Annotated in this window: 20 protein-coding genes; 16 read left to right on the forward strand and 4 right to left on the reverse strand. The window is 36.7% G+C overall.

Annotated features, from left to right (window positions below):
* Positions 1 to 20: 20 nt before the first annotated feature.
* Both Q9B79_RS18685 and Q9B79_RS18690 read right to left on the reverse strand, forming a co-directional pair.
* Positions 21 to 758 carry a polysaccharide deacetylase family protein gene (locus Q9B79_RS18685; RefSeq protein ID WP_306186548.1) on the reverse strand — a complete coding sequence of 246 codons (738 nt, stop codon included), beginning with the start codon at positions 756 to 758 and terminating at the stop codon, positions 21 to 23.
* A gap of 200 nt (positions 759 to 958) precedes the next feature.
* Entirely contained in the window at positions 959 to 2,032 is a 1,074-nt protein-coding gene (locus tag Q9B79_RS18690; protein ID WP_061529281.1) for a glycosyltransferase family 4 protein, read from the reverse strand.
* Positions 2,033 to 2,581: 549 nt separating this feature from the next.
* Between Q9B79_RS18690 and Q9B79_RS18695 the strand changes: the two genes are divergently transcribed.
* On the forward strand, positions 2,582 to 3,952 hold the full coding sequence (locus Q9B79_RS18695) for a UDP-glucose dehydrogenase family protein (RefSeq protein ID WP_306186922.1): 1,371 nt from the start codon (positions 2,582 to 2,584) through the stop codon (positions 3,950 to 3,952).
* Between the two features lie 74 nt (positions 3,953 to 4,026).
* Positions 4,027 to 5,142: a non-hydrolyzing UDP-N-acetylglucosamine 2-epimerase gene (gene wecB / locus Q9B79_RS18700; protein ID WP_000140129.1), complete on the forward strand. Its 1,116-nt coding sequence runs from the start codon at positions 4,027 to 4,029 to the stop codon at positions 5,140 to 5,142.
* 39 nt (positions 5,143 to 5,181) lie between these two features.
* Here the strand turns inward: wecB and Q9B79_RS18705 are convergent, their stop codons facing one another.
* Both Q9B79_RS18705 and Q9B79_RS18710 read right to left on the reverse strand, forming a co-directional pair.
* Positions 5,182 to 6,303 (reverse strand): LCP family protein, encoded by a 1,122-nt coding sequence (locus Q9B79_RS18705; protein ID WP_306186552.1) that lies wholly within the window; start codon positions 6,301 to 6,303, stop codon positions 5,182 to 5,184.
* Between the two features lie 74 nt (positions 6,304 to 6,377).
* Positions 6,378 to 7,013, reverse strand: coding sequence for a YigZ family protein (locus tag Q9B79_RS18710; protein ID WP_306186554.1), 636 nt, complete (start codon positions 7,011 to 7,013; stop codon positions 6,378 to 6,380).
* Between the two features lie 239 nt (positions 7,014 to 7,252).
* Between Q9B79_RS18710 and Q9B79_RS18715 the strand changes: the two genes are divergently transcribed.
* The 14 genes from Q9B79_RS18715 (at position 7,253) to Q9B79_RS18780 (ending at position 23,148) form a co-directional block, all read left to right on the forward strand.
* Positions 7,253 to 8,095, forward strand: a complete 843-nt coding sequence (locus Q9B79_RS18715) for a DegV family protein (protein WP_306186557.1) — start codon at positions 7,253 to 7,255, stop codon at positions 8,093 to 8,095.
* A 173-nt stretch (positions 8,096 to 8,268) separates the two neighbouring features.
* Positions 8,269 to 8,583, forward strand: coding sequence for a winged helix-turn-helix transcriptional regulator (locus Q9B79_RS18720; protein ID WP_000400857.1), 315 nt, complete (start codon positions 8,269 to 8,271; stop codon positions 8,581 to 8,583).
* A gap of 147 nt (positions 8,584 to 8,730) precedes the next feature.
* On the forward strand, positions 8,731 to 10,137 hold the full coding sequence (locus Q9B79_RS18725; protein WP_306186560.1) for a C40 family peptidase: 1,407 nt from the start codon (positions 8,731 to 8,733) through the stop codon (positions 10,135 to 10,137).
* A gap of 127 nt (positions 10,138 to 10,264) precedes the next feature.
* Entirely contained in the window at positions 10,265 to 11,614 is a 1,350-nt protein-coding gene (gene comFA, locus Q9B79_RS18730) for an ATP-dependent helicase ComFA (RefSeq protein ID WP_306186562.1), read from the forward strand.
* Complete coding sequence (locus Q9B79_RS18735) at positions 11,614 to 12,318, forward strand: ComF family protein (RefSeq protein ID WP_306186564.1); 705 nt, start codon at positions 11,614 to 11,616, stop codon at positions 12,316 to 12,318. The genes comFA and Q9B79_RS18735 overlap by 1 nt, the downstream gene beginning before the upstream one ends.
* 126 nt (positions 12,319 to 12,444) lie before the next feature.
* Complete coding sequence (gene cspC / locus Q9B79_RS18740; protein WP_001990088.1) at positions 12,445 to 12,642, forward strand: cold shock protein CspC; 198 nt, start codon at positions 12,445 to 12,447, stop codon at positions 12,640 to 12,642.
* Positions 12,643 to 12,964: 322 nt separating this feature from the next.
* Positions 12,965 to 13,507, forward strand: a complete 543-nt coding sequence (gene hpf / locus Q9B79_RS18745; protein ID WP_087959291.1) for a ribosome hibernation-promoting factor, HPF/YfiA family — start codon at positions 12,965 to 12,967, stop codon at positions 13,505 to 13,507.
* 275 nt (positions 13,508 to 13,782) lie between these two features.
* A complete protein-coding gene (secA, locus tag Q9B79_RS18750) occupies positions 13,783 to 16,290 on the forward strand; it encodes a preprotein translocase subunit SecA (protein ID WP_306186566.1) in 2,508 nt (835 codons plus the stop codon).
* 144 nt (positions 16,291 to 16,434) lie between these two features.
* Positions 16,435 to 17,533 (forward strand): peptide chain release factor 2 gene (gene prfB / locus Q9B79_RS18755; protein WP_306186569.1). Its coding sequence is split into 2 segments (ribosomal slippage): positions 16,435 to 16,506 and positions 16,508 to 17,533, totalling 1,098 coding nucleotides; the frame shifts between segments, so codons are not numbered across the junction.
* A 442-nt stretch (positions 17,534 to 17,975) separates the two neighbouring features.
* Positions 17,976 to 18,299 (forward strand): cytochrome c551, encoded by a 324-nt coding sequence (gene cccB / locus Q9B79_RS18760; protein WP_000727972.1) that lies wholly within the window; start codon positions 17,976 to 17,978, stop codon positions 18,297 to 18,299.
* Positions 18,300 to 18,578: 279 nt separating this feature from the next.
* Complete coding sequence (gene ftsE, locus Q9B79_RS18765; RefSeq protein ID WP_087955103.1) at positions 18,579 to 19,265, forward strand: cell division ATP-binding protein FtsE; 687 nt, start codon at positions 18,579 to 18,581, stop codon at positions 19,263 to 19,265.
* Positions 19,255 to 20,148: a permease-like cell division protein FtsX gene (gene ftsX, locus Q9B79_RS18770; RefSeq protein WP_048528150.1), complete on the forward strand. Its 894-nt coding sequence runs from the start codon at positions 19,255 to 19,257 to the stop codon at positions 20,146 to 20,148. The genes ftsE and ftsX overlap by 11 nt, the downstream gene beginning before the upstream one ends.
* Positions 20,149 to 20,266: 118 nt before the next feature.
* Entirely contained in the window at positions 20,267 to 21,703 is a 1,437-nt protein-coding gene (locus Q9B79_RS18775) for a S41 family peptidase (RefSeq protein WP_483861659.1), read from the forward strand.
* A gap of 260 nt (positions 21,704 to 21,963) precedes the next feature.
* Complete coding sequence (locus Q9B79_RS18780) at positions 21,964 to 23,148, forward strand: PDZ domain-containing protein (protein WP_306186573.1); 1,185 nt, start codon at positions 21,964 to 21,966, stop codon at positions 23,146 to 23,148.
* Positions 23,149 to 23,290 lie beyond the last annotated feature (142 nt).

Raw genomic sequence — 23,290 nt, forward strand, 5'->3', positions numbered from 1 at the left:
GCATATAGGCGCTAAAGCTGTTACAATCTTGTGTCTTTCCAAAAGTTTACTTCGAGATGAGAAGATGGATTATAGGGAAGAAGTTTATATCCTTGTGACTGTAAATAATCAATTACCTTTGGAAGTATTTGTACAGTTACACTCGAATCATGCATTAAAATCACTTCGACTTGTTCATCGCTCTGATTACGTACTCTTTCTAGTATGGCAGAAGGATTGTCATAGCTTTTCCAGTCATATGTATCGATTGTCCAATCCCACATTTTATACTGGGCTGATACAAGTGCATCACGGTAATTCTTTTTTAAGTAAGGCATGCTACCATACGGGACACGAACGAGATGTGAATTTAATTTTGTAACTTGCTGAACGATGCTTTGTGTTTGTTCCATCTCTGTAATTAAAGCAGATGGATCACCAGTGTAAAGGCGTTTTACATCGTGTGACATACTGTGAAGTCCGATATAATGTCCGTCTTTAATCAATCGTTGCATTGTCTTTTTATAATGTGGCACTTTTCCACCAATAACAAAGAAAGTTGCTTTTCCGTTCTTTTCTTTTAAGATGTTTAAAATTTGCGTAGTATATTTGTTTGGTCCGTCATCAAATGTTAAGTACGCGATCTTTTGGGTAGAAGGGGTAGTTTCGGTATTTGGATGATGTTCAGCAGGGGGAATAGTAGTCGCTCCTGCATGAGATGACGCGTACATAGTAATTGTTAAAAATAAAATAATGTATTGAAATACTCGCTTGATCATAACATTCACCCTCAGTTTGACAATCAAGATGTAAAAAAGAAAATATAATCCTTTTCTTATTATGTATATCTTTCTCCAATAGTGGAGCTCTCAAACAATCTATATTTTGGAAATATAAAATGATGAATAAAAAATAGCATCCTCTTATAAGAAAGAGGATGCTATTTGAATATTTCATAATAGTAAAGGCTATACTACAATTAGTCTTCGCGTTTTTTCACTTTTTTATAAAAGGAAATAATTGGTTTGTAACGTTCATGTACAAGCCCGATTACTTCAGCAATAATCTCTGTAAAGAAGATTAAAACGAAAAGAAGAATAATGGATAACCATAATGTTGCACTAGAGAAAATGATTGCATTTACACTAAAGAAAATACCGAATGCGTATATAATTAGTACCGTTTTACGATGAGAGAAGCCCATTGCAAGTAGACGGTGATGTAAATGCGATTTATCTGGTGCTGAAATAGGTTTTTTATTTACGATACGGCGGATAATTGCAAATGTCGTATCAAATACAGGTACGCCTAAAATGATAACTGGAACGATAAAACTGAATAACGTTACACTTTTGTATAATCCAAGTAACGATATAACAGAAATACAGTATCCTAAAAATAGTGCGCCTGTATCTCCCATGAATATTTTTGCTGGATGGAAGTTGTAGAATAAAAATCCAATTGTACTTGCTAATGTAATTAATGCTAGTGGTAAGATAATAGCAGCTCCAGTGCCCCATGGGCTAGTGAAGGCCATATATGCTAGCGTTGCAAGTACGATAGATGAAATACCAGCAGATAATCCATCTAAGCCATCAATTAAGTTGATTGCATTTGTAATACCTACAATCCAAAATACTGTAATCGGATAAGCAAGCCATCCAAGTTCAGTATCCCCGAGGATTGGGATGTATAATACTTGCACTAATAATCCACTTTTTACAATCATAATGGCAACTAGTAGTTGTCCACCGAATTTTACCTTCGCAGATAACTCGTACATATCATCTAAAATACCGATGATTACAATGATAATCGCACCTAGCGTTATCGATAACATTCTTTGTTCGTATAAGCCGCCGACAACAAATCCTACAGCTACACCAATAAATATCGCTAACCCGCCAAGACGAGGCATGATCTTTTGGTGCACTTTACGAGCGTTTGGCTTATCTGTTGCTCCTATTTTAAAAGCTAACTTAATAACTAAAGGAGTAACGACGAGTACAGTGATGAAAGATGCCAAAATGGCATAAATCACTTGTGAGTCCATGAATACCCCACCCTTTTATAGTCTAACGTAATTTTTTTAATGTATTTATCTGAAAATTATGATGTTTATTTACAGGCTCATAACATATGGTATCACAAAAAGATTAGAATTCAATCTTTTTTTCTTTGTATGGTAAATGGGAGTAGATAGAATATATGACAATGGTATACAGAATGTTGAATCGTTTGAGAAGTTTAATCGTATCGGAATTTAGAATATGACATTTTTTCTTTTTCTTTGATGATGAATACTTTTATTTCAATAGTATAAGTGTTACACGTAGAAATGAGTAAGTTCCGTGTTAAAATGTGGGAATTTATCTCGCATGTACGGGTAGTAATGTTCAAGCCCTTAAAATTTAGTTGGAGGAAAGAAATTAGATGGGAGTATTCATTCCTGTAAAATCTAAATTGGTTTAACAAATCATTAATGAAGGTTGTTTAATTTTACAAAAACTTAAAAAAGAATGGAAAAAGGAATTCATATAATAAAGAAGTAAAAGAGTTTTCTCATTTTTAATGTGAGAGGGGGAAGCACAGGGGGAATTCTATATATTCGTATATTTTCTATTGCATATTCCTGTGCGAAAAGGAAATGAAAATTACGATAATAGGTACCGGATACGTTGGATTGATTACAGGAGTAGGCTTGGCAATGCTAGGCCATTCAGTCACATGTTTTGATATAAATGATGGGAAAATTGAACGGATAAAACAAGGAGATCTGCCTATTTATGAAGCTGGTTTATATGAACTAATACAGGATGCATGTGAGAATAATCGTTTAACTTTTACAACGAGTAGAGTAAAAGCATTTAACGATGCAGAATTTATATTTATTGCAGTTGGGACACCATCTTTATTAGATGGGACGGCGGATTTAACATATATTCGAAATGCTTGTGATGATATCGGAACATATACGACGAATGACATTATTGTCGTGACAAAAAGTACGGTCCCTGTAGGAACAAATGATGTTATGAGGGAGTGGATTGAGGAGAGATTACAAAATAGATATGAATTACATATCGTATCGAATCCAGAATTTTTACGGGAAGGTTCAGGGATTTACGATTTTTTTCAAGGAGATCGTATTGTAATTGGAGCAGATAACGAGGAAGCAGCGCGAAAAGTTGAGGATTTATATAGTGAATTACATTTGAAAACGTATGTTACAGATATAAAAAGTGCCGAGATGATTAAATATGCATCGAATGCTTTTTTGGCGACAAAAATTAGTTTTATCAATGAAATTTCAAATATATGTGAGAAAGTAGGAGCTAATGTATTAGACGTTGCACAAGGGATGGGAATGGATAAGAGAATTGGTGCGTCTTTTTTGAATGCTGGCATTGGTTATGGAGGATCGTGTTTTCCGAAAGATACGAAAGCCCTTGTGCAAATTGCAGGGAATGTGGCACATGATTTTCGCTTGTTAAAAGCCGTCATTGAAGTAAATAATAAACAACAGTTGTTATTGATTGAGAAAGCGAAGAAAGTAATAAATATGAATAAGAAACGGATTGCCGTGCTAGGGGCGGCATTTAAACCGAATACGGATGATATAAGAGACGCACCGTCCCTTATTATGATACAAGAATTATTGAATATAGGGGCGGATGTAGTTCTATATGATCCGAAGGCGATTCACAATATGAAAAATATCTTTGGGGAGACTATACAATATAGTGAATGTATAGATGAATCGATTAGAGGAGCGAGTGCGGCTTTTATCATGACAGAGTGGGAAACAATCAGGGCTTATCCGTTAGAAAAGTACGCACAACTTATGAGAGAACCTATTTTATTCGATGGAAGAAATTGTTATACTAATAAGGATGTTGAGAAACAAGGAATAGATTATTATTCTGTTGGAAGAGAAAGTGTTTGTAAGAGGGATTTTTCCATTAGTCGTTAAAAAGGCATGTATTCATGTATATTCTTATATGTCATAATAGAATTTGTAACTAGTGAAAGAAAAGAGGCAATGAAATGACTGAACGTTTAAAAGTAATGACAATTTTCGGGACACGTCCAGAAGCAATTAAAATGGCACCTCTTGTGTTAGAGTTGCAAAAACATCCAGAGAAAATTGAATCGATTGTGACTGTAACAGCGCAACATCGTCAAATGTTAGACCAAGTATTAAGTATCTTTGGAATTACGCCAGATTTCGATTTGAATATTATGAAGGATCGCCAAACTTTAATTGATATTACAACACGTGGTTTAGAAGGTTTGGATAAAGTAATGAAAGAAGCAAAGCCGGATATTGTACTTGTACATGGTGATACAACGACAACATTTATTGCAAGTTTAGCTGCTTTCTATAATCAAATTCCAGTAGGGCATGTTGAAGCAGGACTTCGTACATGGGATAAATATTCTCCATACCCAGAAGAGATGAACCGCCAATTAACAGGCGTAATGGCAGACCTTCACTTCTCACCTACAGCGAAATCAGCGACGAACTTACAGAAAGAAAATAAAGATGAGTCACGTATTTTCATCACTGGAAATACAGCGATTGACGCACTCAAAACGACTGTAAAAGAAACATACAGCCATCCTGTATTAGAGAAACTTGGAAATGATCGTCTTGTACTTATGACAGCTCACCGTCGTGAAAACTTAGGAGAGCCAATGCGTAACATGTTCCGTGCAATTAAACGTCTTGTTGATAAGCATGAAGACGTACAAGTTGTGTATCCTGTTCATATGAACCCTGTTGTTCGTGAAACTGCAAATGATATTTTAGGCGATCATGGCCGCATTCATTTAATTGAGCCGCTAGATGTAATTGATTTCCACAATGTTGCAGCTCGTTCATACTTAATGTTAACTGACTCTGGTGGGGTACAAGAGGAAGCGCCATCACTTGGTGTACCAGTTCTTGTTCTTCGTGATACAACAGAGCGCCCAGAAGGTATTGAAGCAGGTACATTGAAATTAGCAGGAACAGACGAAGAGACAATCTTTAGTCTTGCGGATGAATTGTTATCAGATAAAGAAGCTCATGATAAGATGTCGAAAGCATCTAACCCATACGGTGATGGTCGTGCATCAGAGCGCATTGTAGAAGCAATTTTACAACACTTTAATAAGTAAATAAAAAAGAGCCAAATCATATGCGATTTGGCTCTTTTGTTATTGCTGATTTCTCATAATCCACTCTGCATGAGCATTTGTGGAAGGAGGAGGCTCAGTTGGTGTTTTATTTTGATTTTGGTTCGTTTCTTTCTTTGCTTTTTCGCTAGAGTTAGAATTTGATTCCGTTTTTGTTGTTGGATTTTCTTGAGTGTTTGCTGTTTCTCCTAATTCTTTTTTAATTTCGTTACGTACTGCCTCTACACTGATTGGATCTGGAAGGAAGTAATAAATACCACCTATTTTTTTGTCTTCTCCTTCAAGTTTGAACGTTTGCATTGTAGAAGGATCAAACCCAGAAAGTTTATTGTAAAGAGCAAGGCCGTCTGAAATAGGAATGTCAGTTTTTATAAATTTTCCAACGACTGATGTTAGATCTTTAATTTTAAATACGGTAGAGGTGGAATTTAGTTTCTGAGCAACAGCAGCCAGCAATTGTCTTTGTCTAGCAGCCCGACCATAATCACCATTTGGATCTTGCTTTCGCATACGAACGTAAGCGAGTGCTTCTTCACCATTTAATTCTTGTTGCCCTTGCTTAAATTCGATTTTTTTGTAGTAATCTACGTCAGAACGCTCCCAAAAATCGAAGGGGACATCAACAGTAACTCCGCCAACAGCATCAACAATACCTTTAAAGCCTTGGAAATCAATTTTAAGATAATGGTCTACAGGCACTTTTAGAAAACCTTCGACAGTTTTGATTGCCATTTCTTCTCCGCCATAAGCGTGCGCAGCGTTAATTTTGTCCTCTTTATTCTTTCCGACAATTGGAACACGACTATCACGAGGGATACTCATAAGCGAAATCTTCTTCGTTTTCGGATTGACTGTTGCAAACATTAATGAATCTGTACGACCGTTTTGACCGTCTGTCGCATAATCTTCTATACCCATAATGAGAACTGTAAAAGGTTCTTTTGTAATTTCTACATCTTCGGTTCTTAAATCCGATTTTTCACGAGTAAAACCACTATACATCCCCATGAGAGAAGAGTAAGAATTTAATACATAAAGTCCTACACTGCCAAATAAGAATAAGAAAATAAGGAAGATGAAAAACTTTCTTCTTCGTTTCTTTTTTATTCTGCTATTTTGGAGATGATAATAACGTTCTTCCATATATAATCTCCTTAGTTCATTTGTAGGGAAGTAATTCACTACATTAATCTTTAAAGGTGATAATATAGTTATTCTTAGATAACATCTTGTTCTAAGTACAACATATCTCCTTCTGTAATTGTACATTTCCCATTTGTTAATTCAATCATCCAATCTGTGAATGGTTGTTTTCCATCTTCTTCTACATACGTATCAAATGTGACATTTTCGAGATAATGTATATCTTTAATGGCATATTTTGAATTACGTAATTCATTTTCAATTTTGCCAAGTAATGTGTAATCAATTTCGGTCTGCATAACACGCATGAGTTTTCGCTCGACAACACCGACGTGATTAATACCTTCGCTTGTACATTTTCCATATACGCGAATTAACCCACCTGCACCAAGTTTGATGCCACCAAAGTAGCGAGTAACGACAACGACGGTATCTTTTAAACCGCGTTTTTTTAGTACCTCTAACATAGGTACACCAGCTGTACCACTAGGTTCGCCATCATCATTTGCTTTTTGGATTTGATCTTGTTCGCCAATTAAATAAGCGGAACAATTATGTGTCGCATTCCAGTTTTGTTTTTTTATTTTTTGTATAAATTCTTGAGCTTCTTCTTCGGTTGTAGCTCGGCTAATGTAACAGATAAATCTTGATTTTTGAATGACAATTTCGTGTTCACCGCAGTCTTTGATTGTTAAATATTGTAATAACACTCGAATACGCCCCTATCTACCAAAGTGACTAGTACTTTACATTTTAAAAGCGAGCGTTTTTATATTCAAACATTTTTTATAAATAAGTTAAAATTTTTGGGGAGTATTTCACCTTTTTGTTGTAATTTGTCAAAATGGTGAGTATAATTTCAAGCCGGTATTTTTATGTATGGATGCACCATTTTTAGTTTTCGTGTAAAATTAGGAAATAAAAACTTTTTTATAAGGCAGGTACGAAAATGAAAACAGCTATTGTTACTGATAGTACAGCGTATATACCGAAGCATATTCGTGATGAACTCAATATATATATGATTCCATTAAACGTCGTGTTTGGAACGGAATCTTATCAAGAAGAAGCTGAAATTTCAGCAGATGATTTTTATGTAAAAGTACGTGAGCAGGAAGAACTTCCGAAAACTTCTCAACCAGCAATCGGAAAGTTTGTTGAGCTGTATGAAGAATTATCTAAGGATTATGATGCGGTTATTAGCATCCATCTTTCAAGTGGAATTAGTGGTACATATCAAACTTCAACGACAGCTGGACAGATGGTAGAGGGTATTGATGTATATACATACGACTCTGAAATAAGTTGTGAAGTACAAGGGTTCTATGTGCGTGAGGGCGCAAGGCTAGCAAGCGAAGGAAAGGATCCGCAAGAGATTATCGCTCGTTTTGACGAGATGAAGCAAACGATGGACGCTTATTTTGTAGTAGATGATTTACACCATTTACAACGTGGAGGACGATTAAATAGCGCCCAAGCTTTCATCGGTAGTTTGTTACAAGTGAAGCCCGTTTTATATTTTAGAGATAAAATCATTATTCCGTTTGAAAAGATTCGTACGCGTAAAAAAGCGTTAAAACGTATTGTTGAAATTTTTGATGAGCAGGCAAGTAAAGGTGTACCTATGGAAGCTGTTATCATTCATGCACAACGTGAAGAGGAAGCGAATGAATGGAAGGCTGAATTAGAAGCAAAATATCCTCATGTCACAATCCGTACAGGTTATTTTGGTGCTGTAATTGGTACACATTTAGGTGAAGGTGCATTAGGTCTTGGATGGTATACGAAGTAATAAAGATATAAAAAGCTCTCTTTTTGAAGAGGGTTTTTTTACGGATATTTTACGTGGAGTTGACAAGTTAATATTTGGAAATGGTAAAATGTGCGTAAAATAAAATAATGAGGAAAGTTTTATAACTTACTTTTTACAAGAAACTATATTATAATAGAAGAGAGGTGAAACATATGGAGCATAATTCTTGTTTATGTCCAAAGTTTGAGTCAGCTTTTACTTTGCTTAGTAAGAAATGGACTGGCTTAATTATTAAATCTTTGCTTGAAGAGTCAAAACGTTTTAGAGAAATCGCAGATATTATACCGAATATGAGCGATCGTATGTTGTCAGAGCGTTTAAAGGAATTGGAAAGCGAAGGCATTGTAGTTCGTAATGTTTATCCAGAAGTACCAGTTCGAATCGAGTACGGCTTAACTGACAAAGGGAAAGCATTAGAAAGTGTTATGGATGAGGTCCAAAATTGGGCTGAAAAGTGGATGAAATAACGCTTTGATTTCATTCGTATTAGTATATGTAATAAAACGTAAGGGAAACCTTGCGTTTTTTTCTTTGCTTATAAAAAGTATTTAAAATTCTACACATACATACAAAAATATGCATATTTTGCGATAGTGTTACATATAATATTACATTTGTTTTACAAAAGCGTAACATTAGCAAAAAAAATCCCGAATTATGGTATAAATTTTATAGGTTATATACGGAAAAAGAAAAAAGAAAGCGGTGTAAAAAATACAATGAAAAAGCTAAAAATGGCATCTTGCGCATTGGTTGCAGGGTTAATGTTTTCAGGGCTAACACCAAATGTATTTGCAGAAGATAAAATTGCTGACGTGAAATCACAAATTAATACACAAAATGATACTTTACATAAACAACAACAAGAACGCGATGAATTACAAAAACAAATGAACGACTTAAACAAAACAATTCAAGGTTTGGATAAGTCTGTTCAAGAGAATGCTTCAAAACTTGATGAAACAACGAAAAAAGTTGCTGATACTGAGCAATTAATCGAAAAGAAAAATAAAGATATTGCAGAATTACAAACGAAAATTGCAAAACGTGAAGAGTTATTAAGAAAACGTTTAGTTGCACTTCAAGAACAACCAAACACAAATGTTGTAACAGAAGTTCTTGTAAACTCTAAAAACGTTGCAGATTTAGTTGATCGTTTAACTTCTGTTTCTAAAATTCTTGAGTCTGACGAAGATATCATGAAAACACAACAAGAAGATCAAGCGAACGTGAAAAAAGATGTTGAAACGGTAAAAACAAAGCAAAAAGAATTAAAAGAAGCACAAGCTCAAATTGAAACTGCTAAGAAAGAACTTGACGCTGAAAAAGCGAAAAAAGCAACAGCGGTAAACGATTTAAGCAGTAAAATGGATACAGTTGTAACTTCAATGACAAGTACGGAAGATCAATTGAAGGATCTTGAAAAACAAGCGTTACAATTACAACGTATTGCTGAACAAGAAGCACAAGAAAAAGCGGCACAAGAAGCTGCTGCTCAAAAGCAAGCAGAACAAGCTGCTAAAGCTGCGCAAGCTCAGCCAGCAGAGCAAGCTGCACCTGCAGCACCAGCAAACAATGGTGGACAAGCTCAGAAAGAAGAGCCTAAAAAGGAAGAAACTAAAAAAGAAGCACCTAAGCAAGAAACAAAAAAACCAGAGCCAGCACCAGCTTCAAATGCGGGTGGCGTAATTGGTAAAGCGCAAGGTTACTTAGGCTTACCGTATGTTTGGGGAAGTGCATCTCCATCAAACGGTGGTTTTGACTGTAGTGGATTCATTTCTTACATCTATGGTGTAGGACGTCAAGACGTTGCAGGTTACTGGAATTCAGTTTCTAAAGTAAGTAGCCCACAACCTGGAGATTTAGTATTCTTCCAAGGTACTTATAAACCAGGTCCATCTCACATCGGTATTTACGTTGGCAATGGCCAAATGATTCATGCTGGTGATAAAGGGATTGCTTATTCTAGCTTAAGCAGTAGCTACAACCAAAAACATTTCTTAGGATACGGTCGATTCTAGGATTTATAAACGAATAAAACATGTATATAAAGTCGATAGCTTACTATTTTATAAGTAGGTTATCGGCTTTTTTGCGTTTTTACGAGATTATAAGAAAGGTTTATAGTAATGCTGGAGGTGAGTGCTAATGCTTGCTGGAAAGCAATTACTATTAGAAGAACTCTCTTCAGATTTACGGAGAGAATTAAGTCATATGGAAAAGGAGGGAGAGGTTGTATGTGCACAAGGTGTAATGAAGAATGCTTCTAAATATACATGTCAGCGCTGCGGAAATATAGAGCAACGACTCTTTGCATCATTTTTATGTAAAAGGTGCAAAGAGATATGTACGTATTGCCGGAAGTGTATAACGATGGGGAGAGTTAGTGAATGTGCTGTACTCGTTCGTGGAATTTATGAAAGAAGCGGGGAAAGGGGGACAAATCCATTACAGTGGAATGGGACTTTATCTATTGGTCAGAAGTTGGCGGCACAAGGTGTTATGGAAGCTATTAAGCAGAAAGAATCTTTTTTTATTTGGGCTGTATGCGGCGCTGGGAAAACAGAAATGTTATTTTACGGTATTGCAGAGGCCCTTCAAAAAGGAGAAAGAGTTTGTATTGCAACACCAAGAACAGACGTTGTACTCGAATTAGCACCGAGATTACAGGAAGTGTTTCCTAGTATAAATGTAGCTGCTTTATACGGAGGGAGTGTAGATCATGAAAAAGATGCAGCGTTAGTCGTTGCAACGACTCATCAACTGTTACGTTACTATAGAGCATTTCATGTCATGATCGTAGATGAGATTGATGCCTTCCCCTATCATGCGGATCAAATGTTACAGTATGCAGTGAAACAAGCGATGAAAGAGAAAGCGGCACGTATTTATTTAACAGCAACTCCCGATGAAAAGTGGAAGAATAATTTCAGAAGGGGTAAACAAAAAGGGGTCATTGTCTCAGGACGATACCATCGTCATCCGTTGCCGGTTCCTCTATTTAGCTGGTGCGGGGATTGGAAGAAAGGCCTTCATCATAAAAAAATTCCTCGAGTGTTACTACAATGGTTAAAAATGTACGTAAACAAAAAGTATCCTATTTTTTTATTTGTTCCTCATGTGCGGTATATAGAAGAATTGAGCCTGTTATTGAAATCGCTGGATCATAGAGTGGATGGTGTACATGCAGAAGATCCGATGAGAAAAGAAAAAGTAGCAGCGTTCAGAAAGGGAGAAATTCCGTTATTAGTTACAACGACAATTCTAGAGAGAGGGGTAACTGTGAAGAACTTACAAGTGGCTGTGTTAGGGGCGGAAGAAGAAATTTTTTCAGAGAGCGCGCTCGTACAAATTGCGGGCCGAGCAGGTCGTAGTTTTGAAGAACCGTATGGTGAGGTCGTTTATTTTCATTACGGTAAGACGGGGGCGATGGTACGTGCGAGAAGGCATATTCAAAGTATGAACAAAGAGGCAAAAGAACAAGGATTAATCGTTTAATGCATTGCCTACTGTGTGATGAGTATATGTCGGAAACAGTTAGTTGGTACACCTTCTTTGTAAAATCCCCAAAAAAATATGTATGTGATAGATGTGAGCGGAAACTTTCCTATATTATAGGAGAGATTTGCAAGGAGTGCGGGCGACCTTTAGCGAACTTATCTTCCGAATATAAAGAAAATGATGTTTGTATGGATTGCGTGAGATGGATCGATGAAGAGAAGTATCGACCTTTTAAAAATCGTTCTTTGCACTTGTACGATGATGAGATGAAAGAAATAATAGCACAGTTCAAGTTTCGAGGTGATGCGGAGCTAGTTCGTATTTTTCATCAATCCTTTCGAGAGTTATTTCAAAAGTATTTTATGAACGTTTCAGTTATTATTGCTGTTCCGCTTAGTAGAGAACGGGAATATGAACGTGGTTTTAATCAGGCAGAGTTATTGGCAACTTGTTTACCTGTCAACATTTCTTATCCATCATTAAGAAGAAGGGAAACAGAAAAGCAAAGTAAGAAAACACGTAGAGAAAGGCTTTCGGGAAGTAATCCTTTTTATTTTCAGGGAGAAGAGATGTTTCATGGTCAACACATTTTACTCGTCGATGATGTATATACGACAGGAATTACAGTGCGACAAATTGGAAGTCTTTTATACAATAGAGGAGCTAGAGAAGTTTCTAGTTTGACGCTCTGTAGAAGTTGATCTGTAACTGTCGAAAGAGATAATAAAAAGACGATAAGTCTTCTTTGACTTCGTAAGTTGTCATTCGTTATAGTCAAATTATGGGGCAAATGTCCTGATTTTTAGAGTGAAGGGAATGGAATGAACATGCAAGGAAGAGTGAAATGGTTCAATGCAGAAAAGGGATTTGGGTTTATTGAGCGTGAAGACGGTGATGATGTGTTTGTTCATTTTTCTGCGATTCAACAAGATGGATATAAGTCATTAGAAGAAGGGCAACAAGTAGAGTTCGACATTGTAGATGGCGCACGTGGACCACAAGCAGCTAATGTTGTAAAACTGTAGGGATATTGTTTTTGGGGAGAGAAAGCTGCAGTTGTGGCAACGTTATATATATGTAGTAGAACCTCTTGTTTGTTACAAGAGGTTTTTGTTATGAATTAAGTTGTCAAAAAGTTGTTTCTTTTCTGTAACGAATTGTCCACAGTTATATTCGTTATTCACGATGTTAATAGGATAAAATAAAGATAGAAACGATGCATCTTTTCATTTCAACAAAAAACGATAAAAAAATCGCAATTCCACTAATTTTTTTAAAAAAGTTAGAAGGAGTTTTTAAGCCAGTGTCGAAATTATAGTACATAGGCTTGAAAGGAGGAATTCATCTATGAAATTCAACATTCGTGGTGAAAATATTGAAGTAACTCCAGCATTAAAGGAATATGTAGAGAAAAAACTAGGTAAGTTAGAGCGTTATTTTGATACATTCCCAGAGATTAAAGTTAATTTAAAAGTATACTCTGACAAGCAACGTGTCGAGGTAACAATTCCATTTACTGATTTATTACTTCGTGCAGAAGAAACTAATAGCGATATGTACGCTGCTATCGATTTAGTAGTTGATAAACTTGAGCGACAAATTCGTAAACATAAAACAAAGGTAAATCGTAAGTTACGTGAGAAAGGTTCTATGAAAACGAACTTTATCCTTCCAGAAGCAGTAGCTGTTCTGGATGAGGTAGAAGAGGATGAACTAGAACTTGTACGTACAAAACGATTCGATTTAAAGCCGATGGACGTTGAAGAAGCAATTCTACAAATGGATATGCTAGGACATAATTTCTTCGTCTTCACAAATGCTGATACAAACGAAACAAACGTTGTATATGGCCGTAAAGATGGGAAATATGGTTTAATCGAAACTAAATAATAATTCAAAAGTGCAGCCGGAATGGCTGCGCTTTTTTTGCTGAAAATAGATTTCTACAAAAAGTTTCCTTAATTTAGAACGAGACATTCGGCTGATTGTTGTCATAGTTATAAGACAAGTGTTACAATTATCATTAGGTATATACATTTTAGTTTTTTTAATTAGGAGAAAAATTGGCATAACATATATTTGATTTTTATAACGACTGATTGTAATAGAGAAAAAGAAAAAACAATCGGAAGTTTTATTTTAATAAAAAGAGGAGCGTATTTCCTATGATCGGTATTTTAAAAAAGGTGTTTGATGTAAATCAACGCCAAATTAAACGTATGCAGAAGACAGTTGAGCAAATTGATGCACTAGAGCCATCTATTAAGCCATTAACTGATGAACAATTAAAAGGGAAGACGCTTGAATTTAAAGAACGTCTAACAAAAGGCGAAACAGTAGATGATCTACTACCTGAAGCTTTTGCGGTTGTTCGTGAAGCTGCGACTCGTGTTCTTGGAATGCGTCCGTATGGCGTACAGTTAATGGGTGGTATTGCCTTACATGAAGGGAATATCTCTGAGATGAAAACGGGTGAAGGTAAAACGTTAACATCTACATTGCCTGTATATTTAAATGCTTTAACAGGAAAAGGGGTTCACGTTGTTACAGTCAACGAATACTTAGCACAGCGTGATGCAAGCGAAATGGGACAACTTCATGAGTTCCTAGGCTTAACGGTAGGAATTAACTTAAACAGTATGTCACGCGAAGAAAAACAAGAGGCTTATGCTGCTGATATTACGTATAGCACAAATAATGAGCTTGGATTCGATTACTTACGTGACAACATGGTTTTATATAAAGAGCAGTGCGTTCAACGCCCACTTCACTTTGCTATTATCGATGAAGTCGATTCTATCTTAGTCGATGAAGCGCGTACGCCACTTATTATTTCTGGACAAGCTCAAAAATCAACAGAGTTATATATGTTTGCAAATGCATTTGTTCGTACGTTAGAGAATGAAAAAGAATATTCATTTGATGTGAAAACGAAGAATGTAATGTTAACAGAAGATGGTATTACGAAAGCCGAGAAAGCTTTCCATATTGAAAACTTATTTGACTTAAAACATGTAGCGCTTCTTCACCATATTAATCAGGCACTTCGTGCGCACGTTGTTATGCATCGTGATACAGATTATGTTGTACAAGAAGGCGAAATCGTAATTGTAGACCAATTTACTGGTCGTCTTATGAAAGGTCGTCGTTATAGTGAAGGTTTACACCAAGCTATCGAGGCAAAAGAAGGCGTAGAAATTCAAAATGAAAGTATGACGCTTGCGACAATTACATTCCAGAACTATTTCCGTATGTATGAAAAATTATCTGGTATGACTGGTACAGCGAAAACAGAGGAAGAGGAATTCCGTAACATTTACAATATGAACGTTATTGTAATTCCGACAAACAAACCGATTATTCGTGATGATCGTGCTGATTTAATCTTCAAATCAATGGAAGGTAAATTTAATGCTGTTGTTGAGGATATTGTAAATCGTCATAAACAAGGACAACCTGTTCTTGTTGGTACAGTTGCGATTGAAACGTCAGAACTTATTTCGAAAATGTTAACGCGTAAAGGCGTACGTCATAACATCTTAAATGCGAAAAACCATGCGCGTGAAGCAGATATCATTGCAGAAGCTGGTATGAAAGGTGCTGTAACAATTGCGACGAACATGGCGGGTCGTGGTACAGACATTAAGCTTGGAGACGATATTAAAAACATTGGTTTAGCAGTTATCGGTACAGAGCGTCACGAAAGTCGTCGTATTGATAATCAGTTACGTGGTCGTGCTGGTCGTCAAGGAGACCCTGGTGTTACGCAGTTCTACTTATCAATGGAAGATGAACTAATGCGCCGCTTCGGTTCTGATAACATGAAATCTATGATGGATCGTCTTGGTATGGATGATTCTCAGCCGATCGAAAGTAAAATGGTTTCTCGTGCAGTAGAATCTGCACAAAAACGTGTAGAAGGAAATAACTATGATGCACGTAAGCAGTTACTACAATACGATGATGTACTTCGTCAGCAACGTGAAGTTATTTACAAACAGCGTCAAGAAGTAATGGAATCGGACAACTTACGCGATATTATTGAAGGTATGATGAAATCTACAGTAGAACGTGCTGTTGCACTTCATACACAAGAGGAAATTGAAGAAGATTGGAACATTAAAGGTCTTGTTGACTACTTAAATACAAACCTTCTGCAAGAAGGAGATATAAAAGAAGAAGAATTACGTCGCCTTGCTCCAGAGGAAATGAGCGAGCCAATTATCGCGAAATTAATAGAGCGTTACAATGAGAAAGAAAAGCTTATGCCAGAAGAGCAAATGCGTGAGTTCGAAAAAGTTGTTGTATTCCGTGTTGTAGATACGAAATGGACAGAGCATATTGATGCGATGGATCACCTTCGTGAAGGTATTCATTTACGTGCTTACGGTCAAATTGATCCACTTCGTGAGTATCAAATGGAAGGATTCGCAATGTTCGAATCAATGATTGCTTCTATTGAAGAAGAAATTTCTCGTTACATTATGAAGGCTGAAATTGAACAAAACCTAGAGCGTCAAGAAGTTGTTCAAGGTGAAGCTGTTCACCCATCTAGCGATGGCGAAGAAGCGAAGAAAAAGCCAGTTGTAAAAGGTGACCAAGTGGGCCGCAACGATGTATGTAAATGTGGTAGTGGTAAAAAATATAAAAACTGCTGTGGCATTGGGAAGTAATATAGGGCGGTAGCCTAGGCTACTTTGCAAACTTTTACATCAAAAATGTATAATTAAGAAGGATTAAACTCTCTCCGTCATAAGTGGAGAGAGTTTCCCTTGTTTTCATACGAAAGTAACAGCAATTACATAGAGGTGAAGGAAATGGAATTAGTAGAAATTAGACAGGAATTAGAGAAAATGGCTAAGAGATTAGCGGCTTTTAGGGGGTCTCTTTGACCTCTCTACTAAGGAGAAACAAATTGCAGAATTAGAAGAGAAAATGATGGGCGCAGGATTTTGGGATGACCAACAAGGCGCACAAGCTGTAATTAACGAAGCGAATGCACTGAAAGATATGGTTGGAAAGTTCCGTCAGTTAGATGAGACGTTCGAAAATTTAGAAATCACGCATGAGCTTTTAAAAGAAGAGTATGATGAAGATTTACATGAGGAGCTTGAATCAGAAGTAAAAGGCTTAATTCAAGAAATGAATGAGTATGAGCTGCAATTACTACTAAGCGACCCTTATGATAAAAATAACGCGATTTTAGAATTACACCCAGGTGCTGGTGGAACAGAGTCACAAGACTGGGGTTCTATGTTACTACGTATGTACACACGTTGGGCTGAAAAACGTGGATTTAAAGTAGAAACGGTTGATTATTTACCAGGTGATGAAGCTGGTATTAAGAGTGTTACTTTATTAATTAAAGGTCATAACGCTTACGGTTATTTAAAAGCAGAGAAAGGTGTACATCGTCTAGTGCGTATTTCACCATTCGATTCTTCAGGTCGCCGCCATACATCGTTCGTATCTTGTGAAGTTGTTCCTGAGTTCAATGATGAAGTTGAGATCGAAATACGTTCGGAAGACTTAAAAATTGATACGTACCGTGCAAGTGGTGCAGGTGGACAGCATATTAATACGACAGACTCAGCAGTTCGTATTACACATACACCAACAAACACAGTTGTAACATGTCAGTCAGAGCGTTCACAAATTAAAAACCGTGAGCATGCGATGAAAATGTTAAAAGCAAAATTATATCAAAAGAAATTAGAAGAGCAACAAGCGGAGTTAGATGAAATTCGCGGTGAGCAAAAAGAAATCGGATGGGGTAGCCAAATTCGTTCTTACGTATTCCACCCATATTCTCTTGTGAAAGACCACCGTACAAATACAGAAGTTGGTAACGTACAAGCAGTTATGGATGGAGAAATTGATCCATTTATTGATGCTTACTTACGTTCTCGCATCTAATAAGCTAATTGAAAAAAGCCAACAAAATTGTTGGCGCATGTTGAGGATATAGAGGATATAAAGAGTATTATTTTATCTATATGGATGAACTACAGAGGAAGAGAAGTTGGAAACGACAACTTCTCTTTTTGATGGGATTATATGTAGCATACAATGTTGTATATTGTTTTGTAAAAAGTAGAGAATAGTAAAACAGAGCGGCAATAGAGTAAGACTTTATACAGAACTTTTTTAATTTCTCGTTCAAAAAGGATTCTTTATAGAAGTTTATAAGTCGTTCACAGAATTGAAACAACTTATAAAAGCTTTATATCATTAGGGTTCTCACGGTATTTTTGAAGAATATGAAATATACCTTAGTTTTTCTATATAAAGATAATGCTTATAATGAAAATGAGTGTGTTAGGAATGAAAAGAATATCAACAATGGGGAGCGATAGAAGTGAAAAAGAAATTGTTGGCTATTGCACTAGGAACATCAGTCGTTTTTGCTTTAGGAGCGTGTGGAAATAAAGAAGAGAGTAAGTCTTCGAACCAGTCTGCAAGTACAGACAGTGCAGAACAAATTTTCCAAAGAAGTTGTGCTGGATGTCACGCAACAGATTTATCAGGTGCAACTGGACCTGACTTAAGAAAAGTAGGCGGTAAGTACGACGCTGCAGATATCGAAGAAATTATTAAAAAAGGTCGCGGTTCCATGTCACCAGGACTTATTCAAGGTGAGGATGCGAAAAAAGTAGCTGAGTGGTTAGCTGAACATAAATAAAGAGAGTAAAATAGACGAGTTGGTTATATAGCCAACTCGTTTTCCTTTTTGTGGAATGTAACATAACTGTAACAAAAATGTATCCGAATTGGAAACCGTTTGATGTTACAATGAGGTTTGTAGAATTTTGCTGAAATATATTACATAGAGTAGCGTTGCTAATAAAAAGCATGAATGGAAGCTACCTTCAACAAGAGTAGTTAAGTGAGAATAAAGTTTTTATTTTCAGATGTACAGAAAAGTATTTCGAAAAAATCATTAAGTATTGGGTGATAAATAATGATAAAAATGACGAATGTTTATAAGGAGTACCCGAATGGTATGAAAGCCATTGCTGGTCTTACAGTTAACATTAAACAAGGTGAGTTTGTATACGTAGTTGGACCGAGTGGAGCCGGTAAATCTACATTTATTAAAATGATGTATCGTGAAGAGAAGCCATCTACAGGATCTATTAATGTAAATGGTCTTACTATCGAGTCATTAGCAGAAAGAGACGTTCCATATTTCCGTCGTCAATTAGGCGTAATTTTCCAAGACTTTAAATTACTACCTAAATTAACAGTATATGAGAATGTTGCGTTTGCCTTAGAGGTAATTGAAGAAGAGCCAGATGCAATTCGTGAGCGTGTAACAGAAGTTTTAGGTCTTGTAGGTCTTGAAGATCGTGCAGACGCACTTCCAAGTGAACTTTCAGGCGGAGAGCAGCAACGTGTTGCGATTGCGAGAGCAATTGTTAATAGACCAAAGGTTGTAATTGCTGATGAGCCAACAGGTAACTTAGATATTGAAACAGCTCTTGATATTATGAAAATTTTCACGCGCATTAATGAGCGTGGTACAACGATTGTTATGGCGACACATAACGCAGATATCGTAAATACAATCCGTCATCGTGTAATCGCGATTGAAGGCGGAAAAATTGTTCGAGATGAGATTGAGGGAGGATACGGATATGAAGGCTAAGACCCTTAGTCGACATTTGCGAGAAGGTGTAAAGAATCTATCACGTAACGGATGGATGACGTTTGCTTCTGTTAGTGCAGTAACAGTTACATTATTACTTGTAGGTGTCTTTTTAACAGCGATTATGAATATGAACCATTTTGCGACGAAAGTAGAGCAAGATGTAGAGATTCGTGTACACATTGATCCAGCAGCAAAAGAAGCTGATCAAAAGAAATTAGAAGATGATATGAGTAAGATTGCAAAAGTAGACTCTATTAAATATTCTTCTAAAGAAGAAGAGTTAAAACGTTTAATTAAAAGCTTAGGCGATAGCGGAAAAACGTTTGAGTTATTTGAACAAGATAACCCACTTAAAAACGTATTCGTTGTAAAAGCAAAGGAACCAACAGATACAGCAACAATAGCGAAAAAGATTGAAAAAATGCAGTTTGTAAGTAATGTTCAGTACGGAAAAGGTCAAGTTGAACGATTATTTGATACTGTAAAAACAGGTCGTAACATCGGGATTGTGTTAATTGCGGGTCTTTTATTCACAGCGATGTTCTTAATTTCTAATACAATTAAAATTACAATTTATGCTCGTAGTACAGAAATCGAAATTATGAAACTTGTAGGTGCAACAAACTGGTTTATTCGTTGGCCGTTCTTATTAGAAGGATTATTCTTAGGAGTATTAGGATCAATTATTCCAATTGGCTTAATTCTAGTTACGTATAATTCACTACAAAGTGTGTTTAACGAGAAACTTGGCGGAACAATTTTCGAACTTCTACCATACAGCCCATTCGTATTCCAATTAGCTGGTTTACTAGTGTTAATCGGTGCTTTAATCGGCATGTGGGGAAGTGTAATGTCAATTCGTCGCTTCTTAAAAGTATAAAAAGTTGCAAACATAATTCGTACAAGCTTATCATATAGTAGAAATAGGTAAAGGCATCACACACTGTGTGATGCCTTTTGCTACACCACCTGTGTGTTTTGGAAAGGGGAATTCCGCATTGAAACGTAGAGTTGCAATTATTGGAATGGTTGTTGCATTTTTAATTGGTGCTGGCGGAATGTTTGCAGGTATGTCTTTATTTGGGGTTAACCCAGCAGAAGTAACGCAAACAATTTCGAGTGGAAACGCTAGCACTGCGCAAGGGAATTTGGCAAAAATTAATGAGGCGTATGCACTAATTGATTCACGTTATGTGGAAGACGTGAAAGATGAAAAATTAGTCGAAGGTGCAATACAAGGCATGTTGTCTACGCTGAAGGACCCTTATTCCACGTATATGGATAAAGAAACGGCGAAACAGTTTAGTGAATCGCTTGATCCTGAGCTAGAGGGAATCGGGGCTGAGGTGAACAAAACGGACGGTAAACTTATTATCGTGTCTCCAATTAAAGGCTCACCGGCAGAAAAGATTGGAATTAAACCGAATGACCAAATTTTATCTGTAGATGGAAATAGTGTGAAAGATTTATCCCGTGAAGAAGCGGTATTAAAGATTCGTGGTAAAAAAGGAACGACTGTTGCGATTGAAATTAAGCGTGCAGGAGTAGCTGATCCGATTGTATTTAAAATTAAGCGTGAAAAAATTCCGATCTTCACAGTGTTTAGTTCTGTGAAGCAAGAGAGCGGAAAAGATATCGGCTATATGCAAATCACTTCCTTTGCTGAAAATACGGCGAAAGAATTTAAGGATCAGTTAAAAGAGTTAGAGAAGAAAAACATAAAAGGCTTAGTGATTGATGTACGTGGTAATCCTGGTGGCTACTTAAATAGTGTAGAAGAGATACTAGGGGAAATTATGACGGATAAAAAGCCGATGCTACAAGTAGAGCAACGAAATGGTGAGAAGAAGAAATTCTCTACTGAACTGAAAGAGAGAAAACCATATCCAATTTCAGTATTAATTGATAACGGAAGTGCTTCTGCTTCAGAGATTTTAGCAGGTGCGCTAAAAGAGGGAGAAGGATACAATTTAGTTGGTGAAAAAACGTTTGGTAAAGGTACTGTTCAGCAAGCCGTTCCATTTAAAGATGGTAGCAACATTAAATTAACGATGTTTAAATGGTTAACACCGGATGGAAACTGGATTCATAAAAAAGGAATTGCGCCAACAGTAGAAGTGAAGCAACCAGATTATTATCATGCGACACCAATTCAAATTGAAAAGACACTTTCATACAATTCAAATGATGTTCAAGTAAAACACGCGCAAGAAATGCTTAAGAGTTTAGGATATGTACCAGGACGTGAAGATGGATACTTTAGTAAAGAGACAGAATCAGCGCTGAAAGCATTCCAAAATGCGAATAAGATGGATGCAACAGGACAGCTGGATAAAAAGACAGCTGAAGCGATTCAAACGAAAATTATTGAAAAAATCCGTTCTGGAGAAAATGATCTACAATTACAGTCAGCATTAAAATTAATAGCGAAATAAAGTGAAACTTTAATCAGCGGGGGGTTCTTCATCCCCCACTGATTATTAGTTGAACCAATCGGACTTTTATGGGCAGTTGATCCCCTACCTAAATACTTTGCTTTCGCTGAATTTTGAGGTGGGGGTCTTACTGCCCATTAAAGTGGGGTAAAGTGAAATACAGGCAGTTTGCTGCCTGTATTTTTTTGTGTTAAACAAACGTTTGTCCAGTTATGATAATATAAAAAGAAAGAATGATATAAATGGTGGTGAATGGGTTCATGGAGGCATGGATTTTTGAAATAATGCGGGCGGTTGGACGTTTTTTCTTACACCCTGCTGTCTATGTATTTTTAATAAGTAGTATCTTCGTTGGATACGTACGTATGCTACGGGAACGAAAGGATTTTTCCTTTAAAGTTTATGATATTTGGTTTGAATTGCGAACATCTCTATTCGCAGGAGTTAAATACGGATTAATCGTATCTATTATTACAATTGGACTTGGACTTGTTGTTTCCAAAGCTAGCTTATGGGTCATCTTACTTTGGACGCTTCTATTTGGATTAACTGCTATGTATCGATATTTATCAGCAGCTTATACGTTTAGTATCGCAATTGTATGTGTTCTATTATCTTCTAAGCTACCAGTTTCCTTCTTACAGCTTGGAGAAGGTGAAGAGAGTACAATCGTATCTCTTGCTATTTTGCTAGGCGTTATGCTCGTTGTAGAGGGCTTACTGATTTCTAAAAATGCAGTAGGATATTCGACGCCAAAGATTAGGAAGGGGAAGCGCGGATTAAAGGTCGGTTTACACGAATCGAAGCGTTTATGGATCGTTCCTATTTTTATTCTTGTACCAGGTGACGCGGTAACACAGTTTATTTCATGGTGGCCTGTCGTTTCAATCGGTTCAGATACATATTCTCTATTCCTCGTTCCATTTTTAATTGGATTTATGAGAAGGATTAGAAGTTATGAACCGACGGAAGCCTTATTATTTACAGGAAGACGTGTGTACGGATTAGCAGGACTTGTGCTTGTTTTAGGAATCGCAAGTTATTGGTGGCACGTACTTGCAATTATCGCAATGGGCGTTGCAATGCTTGGACGTTTCACAATTTCCATGCAAGAGAAAATTGCGGATGAAACAAGACCAGCATACTTCGCTGCACGTAATGATAGACTCGTTGTATTGGATACAATCCCGAATACAATTGGGGCAGAGCTGAATTTACTCCCTGGAGAAATGATTACGAAAGTAAATGGAGTCATTCCAAGAAGCGCCGAGGAATTTTATGATGCACTTCAAACGAAGACGACAGGAGCATTTTGTAAGTTAGAAGTATTAGATACAAATGGAGAGCTTCGCCTTGCCCAAACGGCATTATACGCCGGAGGACATCACGAATTAGGTATTGTGTTTGTTCAGCAGGAGCATGAATGGGATTCAGAAGCTATGTAATAAAAGTGGGTATCACCTTGTGGTGATGTCCCTTTTTTGTTTGGACGGGATTGATAATAAAAAATTATATAGGCGATTATTCAAATGTATCGAATTTCTGGAGAAAAACGCCAACTATCGCAAACCTTCTTTTGAAGTTTCA

The organism is Bacillus sp. MHSD_36, from assembly GCF_030757775.1.
Taxonomy (GTDB): Bacteria; Bacillota; Bacilli; order Bacillales; family Bacillaceae_G; genus Bacillus_A.

Excerpts from the sequence above, each read along its gene's own strand:
- comFA (WP_306186562.1), top strand. The coding sequence starts at position 10,265 with ATGCTTGCTGGAAAGCAATTACTATTAGAAGAACTCTCTTCAGATTTA.
- Q9B79_RS18735 (WP_306186564.1), top strand. The coding sequence starts at position 11,614 with ATGCATTGCCTACTGTGTGATGAGTATATGTCGGAAACAGTTAGTTGG.
- Q9B79_RS18690 (WP_061529281.1), bottom strand. The coding sequence starts at position 2,032 with ATGGACTCACAAGTGATTTATGCCATTTTGGCATCTTTCATCACTGTA.
- wecB (WP_000140129.1), top strand. The coding sequence starts at position 4,027 with ATGACTGAACGTTTAAAAGTAATGACAATTTTCGGGACACGTCCAGAA.
- Q9B79_RS18780 (WP_306186573.1), top strand. The coding sequence starts at position 21,964 with ATGGAGGCATGGATTTTTGAAATAATGCGGGCGGTTGGACGTTTTTTC.
- Q9B79_RS18720 (WP_000400857.1), top strand. The coding sequence starts at position 8,269 with ATGGAGCATAATTCTTGTTTATGTCCAAAGTTTGAGTCAGCTTTTACT.
- hpf (WP_087959291.1), top strand. The coding sequence starts at position 12,965 with ATGAAATTCAACATTCGTGGTGAAAATATTGAAGTAACTCCAGCATTA.
- ftsE (WP_087955103.1), top strand. The coding sequence starts at position 18,579 with ATGATAAAAATGACGAATGTTTATAAGGAGTACCCGAATGGTATGAAA.
- cspC (WP_001990088.1), top strand. The coding sequence starts at position 12,445 with ATGCAAGGAAGAGTGAAATGGTTCAATGCAGAAAAGGGATTTGGGTTT.
- ftsX (WP_048528150.1), top strand. The coding sequence starts at position 19,255 with ATGAAGGCTAAGACCCTTAGTCGACATTTGCGAGAAGGTGTAAAGAAT.
- Q9B79_RS18705 (WP_306186552.1), bottom strand. The coding sequence starts at position 6,303 with ATGGAAGAACGTTATTATCATCTCCAAAATAGCAGAATAAAAAAGAAA.
- Q9B79_RS18715 (WP_306186557.1), top strand. The coding sequence starts at position 7,253 with ATGAAAACAGCTATTGTTACTGATAGTACAGCGTATATACCGAAGCAT.
- Q9B79_RS18685 (WP_306186548.1), bottom strand. The coding sequence starts at position 758 with ATGATCAAGCGAGTATTTCAATACATTATTTTATTTTTAACAATTACT.
- secA (WP_306186566.1), top strand. The coding sequence starts at position 13,783 with ATGATCGGTATTTTAAAAAAGGTGTTTGATGTAAATCAACGCCAAATT.